Annotated in this window: 7 protein-coding genes and 1 tRNA gene; 6 read left to right on the top strand and 2 right to left on the bottom strand. The window is 62.7% G+C overall.

Features of this window, described 5'->3' with window-relative positions; all coding sequences use genetic code 11:
• Positions 1 to 60 precede the first annotated feature (60 nt).
• Positions 61 to 972: an RNA polymerase sigma factor RpoH gene (gene rpoH / locus EN914_RS22740; RefSeq protein WP_013529255.1), complete on the bottom strand. Its 912-nt coding sequence runs from the start codon at positions 970 to 972 to the stop codon at positions 61 to 63.
• Positions 973 to 1,173: 201 nt separating this feature from the next.
• Positions 1,174 to 2,214 carry an RluA family pseudouridine synthase gene (locus tag EN914_RS22735; protein ID WP_024502999.1) on the bottom strand — a complete coding sequence of 347 codons (1,041 nt, stop codon included), beginning with the start codon at positions 2,212 to 2,214 and terminating at the stop codon, positions 1,174 to 1,176.
• A 27-nt stretch (positions 2,215 to 2,241) separates the two neighbouring features.
• Between EN914_RS22735 and EN914_RS22730 the strand changes: the two genes are divergently transcribed.
• From EN914_RS22730 to EN914_RS22705, 6 genes are all read left to right on the top strand, one after another.
• Positions 2,242 to 2,625, top strand: coding sequence for a fimbrial protein (locus tag EN914_RS22730; RefSeq protein ID WP_013529257.1), 384 nt, complete (start codon positions 2,242 to 2,244; stop codon positions 2,623 to 2,625).
• A gap of 48 nt (positions 2,626 to 2,673) precedes the next feature.
• Positions 2,674 to 3,081: a VOC family protein gene (locus EN914_RS22725; RefSeq protein ID WP_023810974.1), complete on the top strand. Its 408-nt coding sequence runs from the start codon at positions 2,674 to 2,676 to the stop codon at positions 3,079 to 3,081.
• A gap of 90 nt (positions 3,082 to 3,171) precedes the next feature.
• Positions 3,172 to 3,246 (top strand) — tRNA-Glu (locus EN914_RS22720).
• A 249-nt stretch (positions 3,247 to 3,495) separates the two neighbouring features.
• Complete coding sequence (locus tag EN914_RS22715) at positions 3,496 to 3,672, top strand: Flp family type IVb pilin (RefSeq protein WP_013529259.1); 177 nt, start codon at positions 3,496 to 3,498, stop codon at positions 3,670 to 3,672.
• A 274-nt stretch (positions 3,673 to 3,946) separates the two neighbouring features.
• Positions 3,947 to 4,528 (top strand): VOC family protein, encoded by a 582-nt coding sequence (locus tag EN914_RS22710; protein ID WP_013529260.1) that lies wholly within the window; start codon positions 3,947 to 3,949, stop codon positions 4,526 to 4,528.
• A gap of 22 nt (positions 4,529 to 4,550) precedes the next feature.
• The coding region (locus EN914_RS22705; RefSeq protein ID WP_164778853.1) for a glutathione S-transferase family protein at positions 4,551 to 5,398 on the top strand (848 nt) is incomplete at its 3' end.

Raw genomic sequence — 5,398 nt, 5'->3', positions numbered from 1 at the left:
GAAAAAAAGCGGCGCCAGTTTCCTGGCGCCGCCTTTAGATCTTGTTGCCTTTAGCCGGCTTTAGGCTGCGGGCTGCGCCTCAATGGTGCGCAGCGCCTGGGTCTGGCGCTTGGCGGCGGCCTTGACCGCATCCTGCACCTTCTCGAAGGCGCGCACCTCGATCTGGCGCACGCGCTCGCGGCTGATGTCGAATTCGGACGAAAGCTCTTCCAGCGTCAGCGGCTCCTCGGCGAGGCGACGGGCCTCGAAGATGCGCCGCTCGCGCTCGTTGAGCACGGCAAGAGCGCCCGACAGCATGCCGCGCCGGTTTTCCAGCTCGTCCTGCTCGATCAGCATCTCTTCCTGGCTTTCGTGGTCGTCGACCAGCCAGTCCTGCCACTCGCCGGACTCACCTTCGCTCGCCCGGATCGGGGCATTGAGCGAGGCATCGCCCGACAGGCGGCGGTTCATCGACACCACTTCGGCTTCGGAAACGTTCAGCCTGGTGGCGATCTCGGCGATCTGGTCGGGCTTCAAGTCGCCGTCGTCGAGCGCCTGGATCTTGCCCTTCACCTTGCGCAGGTTGAAGAACAGGCGCTTCTGGTTGGCGGTCGTGCCCATCTTGACCAGGCTCCACGAGCGCAGGATGTACTCCTGGATCGAGGCCTTGATCCACCACATGGCATAGGTCGCGAGGCGGAAGCCGCGCTCGGGTTCGAATTTCTTGACGGCCTGCATCAGGCCGACATTGCCTTCCGAGATCACTTCGCCGATCGGCAGGCCATAGCCGCGATAGCCCATGGCGATCTTGGCGACGAGCCTGAGATGGCTGGTGACGAGCTTGTGCGCAGCGGAGGTGTCTTCATGCTCGGCATAACGCTTGGCGAGCATGTACTCTTCCTGCGGCTGCAGCATGGGAAAGCGGCGGATTTCTTCCAGGTAGCGGCTGAGGCCGCCTTCGCCGGAAACGATACTGGGTAGTGACTGGGCCATGATAGCGCCCCCTCTCTATTGGAGTGATGCCCCCGAAACGCGGCGGGCATGTGACGCGAGCACCAAAAGGCTCGCCCGCGACATCGGATCTTATACAGGAACAAAACCAGAAAAGACAGGCATTTGTTCAACACGAAACAGTGTGTCACGGTGAAGTGAACAATGTCAGTCAGGTTTTTTGATGGTTTGTCGGTGACGGGTTCAGAATTTGCGAAAACCGCCGACGAGTTCCTCCATGTCCCTCGGTAACGGCGCCTCGAACCTCATCGTTAAATGGGTAGTGGGGTGGCGAAATGCAAGGAGCCAGGCATGCAAAGCTTGCCGGGGAAATGCCTTGACCTGGCTTTTCAGCGGTTCCGGCAGCCGGTTGGCCTTGGTGCGGAAGGCCTGGCCATAATCGGGGTCGCCGATCACCGGATGACCGATATGCGCCATGTGGACACGGATCTGGTGGGTGCGGCCGGTCTCCAGCCGGCATTCGACCATGCTGGCCGTGGCAAACTCCTGTTGGCTCTCGCCGAAGCGCTCCTGCACGGCAAAGTGGGTGACCGCATGGCGGGCGTCGTCGCGTCCTTCCGGCACCACGGCACGGCGCACGCGGTCGGCGGCGCGGCCGAGCGGCGCGTCGACCCTTCCGGTCGGCCTCTGCGGTATGCCCCAGACCAGCGCCAGATAGGCACGTTCGAGATCGCCGGTGAGGCCGTGATCGGCGAAAGCCTCGGAGAGTGACTTGTGGGCGCGGTCAGTCTTGGCGACCACCATGACGCCGCTGGTCTCCTTGTCGAGGCGGTGGACGATGCCTGGCCGCCGCACGCCGCCAATGCCGGAAAGGCTGTCGCCGCAATGATGGATCAGCGCGTTGACCAGCGTACCGGTCCAGTTGCCCGCTCCGGGATGCACGACAAGCCCGGCCGGCTTGTTGATGACAATCAGCTCGTCGTCCTCATAAAGCACATCGAGTGCGATGTTCTCGCCCTGCGGCTCCGCCGGCTCCGGCTCCGGCATGGTAACCGACACGCTTTCGCCCGGCGCCATCTTGCGCTTGGTCTCATCGACAGGCTTGCCGTCGACCGAGACCGCGCCCTGCCTGATCAGCATCTGCACGCGGCTGCGTGACATGTCCGGACCAAGCCTTGCCGCCAGCCACTGGTCGAGGCGCTGACCGGCCGCGTCCGCATCCGCCACCAGCACGGTCGGTACCGCCTCTATCAATTCAGGGGCCTCTTCGTTATGAGCGCTCATTGAAAAACCGTTCCGGAACTGTTTGCCATGGCCAGCCCGATCGCCGAAGAAGACCAGGATAAGCCGCTCGACCCCGAGGTCGAAAAGGTGCGCAGGAAACTCGTCCGCTTCGTCGGGATCAATCTCGGCCTGCTGTTCCTCGCCCTTATGGTGGTGATTGGCGCCCTTGTCTACAAAGCGCGCAATGCACCGCCGGCGAACCCGCCGCTGGCCGGGGATATCCAGACACCCGCCGGCGAACCGGTCAGCGGCGACATCGTGCTGCCGGTCGGGGCCAAGGTGGTCAGCCAGTCGCTGTCCGGCAACCGTGTCTCGATCGACGCCGAGCTTGCCGACGGCAGCCGGACGATCTTCGTCTACGACATCACCGAGCGACGCCTCATCGGCCGCTTTGCGATCCGCAACAAGTGACCGAGCCGCAACGATGAACGGCAGCAGGCCCATGAGCAAGCCTCGGGGATGAGCGGGTTCGCCGAACATCGTCGCGTCGCCACGGTCGCCCTGGTCGTCGCCAATTATGACGAGGCGATCGCCTGGTATGTCGAGAGGCTGGGTTTCCTGCTCGTCGAAAATGTCGATCTCGGCGGCGGCAAGCGCTGGGTCACAGTGGCGCCGGCCAACGGGCAGGGCGCCAGGCTGCTGCTGGCCGAGGCTTCCGACGAGGCGCAAAGCAAAAGTATCGGCAATCAGACCGGCGGCCGTGTCTTCCTGTTCCTGGAAACCGACGACTTTGCCCGCGACCACGCGGCGATGCTGGAGAAAGGCGTCGAATTCCGCGAAGCACCGCGCTTCGAGCCCTACGGCACGGTGGCGGTTTTCGCCGATCTGCATGGCAATCTCTGGGATCTGATCGAACCGAAACGATAGGCTGACGGCCGGCTTTTCCTCGACCGGGGAAAGCGGCCTAACCCCAGTTGCTTTTTCCCAGCGCTCAGCCTATATCGCCGGTTCTTGAACGCGCCCATCGTCTAGCGGTCAGGACACCGCCCTCTCACGGCGGGAACAGGGGTTCGATTCCCCTTGGGCGTACCAAGTTTTTCGACAACTTTGCAGGATGCCGTCGATTTCGTTTCTGAAGTCGCGGAGCCTCGATACTGTGGCGTCCGGGAAACCCGCTCTGCACAGGTAGCCGCAGCCTTAAAAACTCCCAGTGGCACCAACCAACCCGGCCTTTATTTCATTCGTCTGGCAAATGTTAACGGACGCGAAACCGAGAACCTTAACGTCCCCGCAACTCACGGCGAATATTAGTTTTCGCTTTAGTAGCTGTAGGAGGTTGAAATGCAGAAAATAGCTTGTCGTTTCGCTTGGGACGAGTCTGGCGCGACCGCGATCGAGTATGGCTTGATCGCGGCTCTCATCGCGCTCGCGATCATCACCGGCGCCGGGGCGGTTGGCAATTCGCTCAACGGGATCTTCACGACCGTCGGCACTACGGTCAACAGCAGCGGCTCGTAAGTCGGTACATCAATTCGGTCGGCTATCGGCCGGATTCGCCGATCTCAGCCTCCAAAGCGCAGCGCGTACGTGCTTCCGATGCCGGGCATCGGAAGTGCGGACGGCGCACTTTCCATCAGTCGGCTTTATCCGTTGCGTCACCGCGTTCGTCGCTTCTGGCGCCGCGGAGCTGTTTGCATTAGCATCACATCATGGATCCTGGGGTACGGCTCCAGCGGCGCGCAGAACGCCGCGCTGTCCGTAAGGCCAGTTGATCCATGGGGGAGGAAGGCCAATGCAGAAGCTGCAATCGCAGGGCGTCCATCACATCACGCTGGTCGGCGCCGGGCGCCAGACCTCTATCGATTTCTGGGAAGGCGTGCTCGGCATGCCGTTCATCTTCGAACAGCCCAATCTCGACAAGCCGAGGGAAAGCCACCTCTATTTCGATCCCGGCGACGGCCGGCTGATCACTATCTTCACCGACGAGAGCCGGACGCCGGAGAAGCGGCGCACGCCGACCGATCCGGGCTGTGTTCACCACATCGCCTTTTCGGTGTCGCGCGTCACCTTCCTGCAGGCGGTCTCCCGGCTTGACGAGCGCGGCATCAAGCACAGCGGCGTCAAGGATCGCGGTTTCATGGATTCGATCTATTTCGAGGATCCGCTCGGCTTGCTGATCGAGTTGGCGTCCTACCGCTTCGAACCGCCGGCGGGCTTCACCCATGCGGATGTGCTGATGGAAGCGCACAGGTTGCGGGTCGGGCGCGGCGACTACAACATCGCCGAAGTGCATCTCGCCGATGCGATCCAGACGCTCGTAGAGCGTTCCCGTGCCACCCTGTCGGACGATCGGGCGCCGAAGAACCCATACTGAACAGACCAGAGGGAGGAACAAGATGGCCAAGACAGCGACGAAGACTGCCGGGAAATCCGCGGTCAAAGCTGCCGCCAAGCCGGCGGCGAAAGCTGCGGCAAAGCCAAAAGCCAAGGCGGCCGCCAAGCCTGCGGTGAAGGCGACGGCAAAAGCCGCGCCCAGGGCCAAGGCCAAGCCGGCCAAGAAGCCGGCGCTGAAGCTCAGCATGCTGAAGCCCAGCGTCAACAACATGACCGTGCGGGTGTTTGCGCGCGCGGCGGGTTTCGACCACGCCGAGACCGATGCCTGGGGCCACACCCGTTCGCCGGAGTTCATGGCGCGAAATCCCGCCCATTTGACACCGATGATCGAGGACAAGGGCCTGCCCAGAGGCGTGCTGTGGGAAAGCTGCGCTATCATGCAGTATCTCGCCAACAAGCACGGGTTGGAGAAATTCTATCCGAAGGCGCCGGCCAAGCGGGCGATGGTCGACAGTGCGATGTTCTACCTGATCGGCACGCTCTACCCCTATGTGGCGCGCGCCACCTATCCGGCGCTCGGCTTCCCGCACTATGCCGGCGAGGTCGGCCACAGCGACGCCCATCCCGACAAGAAGTCCGAAGCCCAGAAGGCGGCGATGACCGCGATCGCCGAGCCGCTCGAAGTGTTTCACAGCTTCTTCAGGGACGGCAAGCCGTTCATCGGCGGCAAGCATCCGTCGATCGCCGATATCCGGCTGGCGGCGACGCTCGAATTTCTGGCCGTCATCGACTATGCCTTGCCCACATGGGCGAAGGACTATGTGGCGGCGATCGAGAAGAAGCTCGGCAAGGCCTATAGCGAGCCGGCCGGCGACGTGCGCAGTTATATCGCCCATGTGAAGTCCCAGGC

Origin of the sequence: Mesorhizobium sp. M7A.F.Ca.CA.001.08.2.1, assembly GCF_003998455.1 — a bacterium.
In the GTDB taxonomy this organism is placed as follows: domain Bacteria; phylum Pseudomonadota; class Alphaproteobacteria; order Rhizobiales; family Rhizobiaceae; genus Mesorhizobium; species Mesorhizobium ciceri.
Note: the sequence above shows the minus strand (reverse complement) of the source record. Positions and strands in the feature narration are given on the sequence as shown.

Bases quoted from the DNA above. Each gene is read 5' to 3' on its own strand.
- rpoH (WP_013529255.1), bottom strand. From the start codon at position 972: ATGGCCCAGTCACTACCCAGTATCGTTTCCGGCGAAGGCGGCCTCAGC.
- EN914_RS22735 (WP_024502999.1), bottom strand. From the start codon at position 2,214: ATGAGCGCTCATAACGAAGAGGCCCCTGAATTGATAGAGGCGGTACCG.
- EN914_RS22730 (WP_013529257.1), top strand. From the start codon at position 2,242: ATGGCCAGCCCGATCGCCGAAGAAGACCAGGATAAGCCGCTCGACCCC.
- EN914_RS22725 (WP_023810974.1), top strand. From the start codon at position 2,674: ATGAGCGGGTTCGCCGAACATCGTCGCGTCGCCACGGTCGCCCTGGTC.
- EN914_RS22715 (WP_013529259.1), top strand. From the start codon at position 3,496: ATGCAGAAAATAGCTTGTCGTTTCGCTTGGGACGAGTCTGGCGCGACC.
- EN914_RS22710 (WP_013529260.1), top strand. From the start codon at position 3,947: ATGCAGAAGCTGCAATCGCAGGGCGTCCATCACATCACGCTGGTCGGC.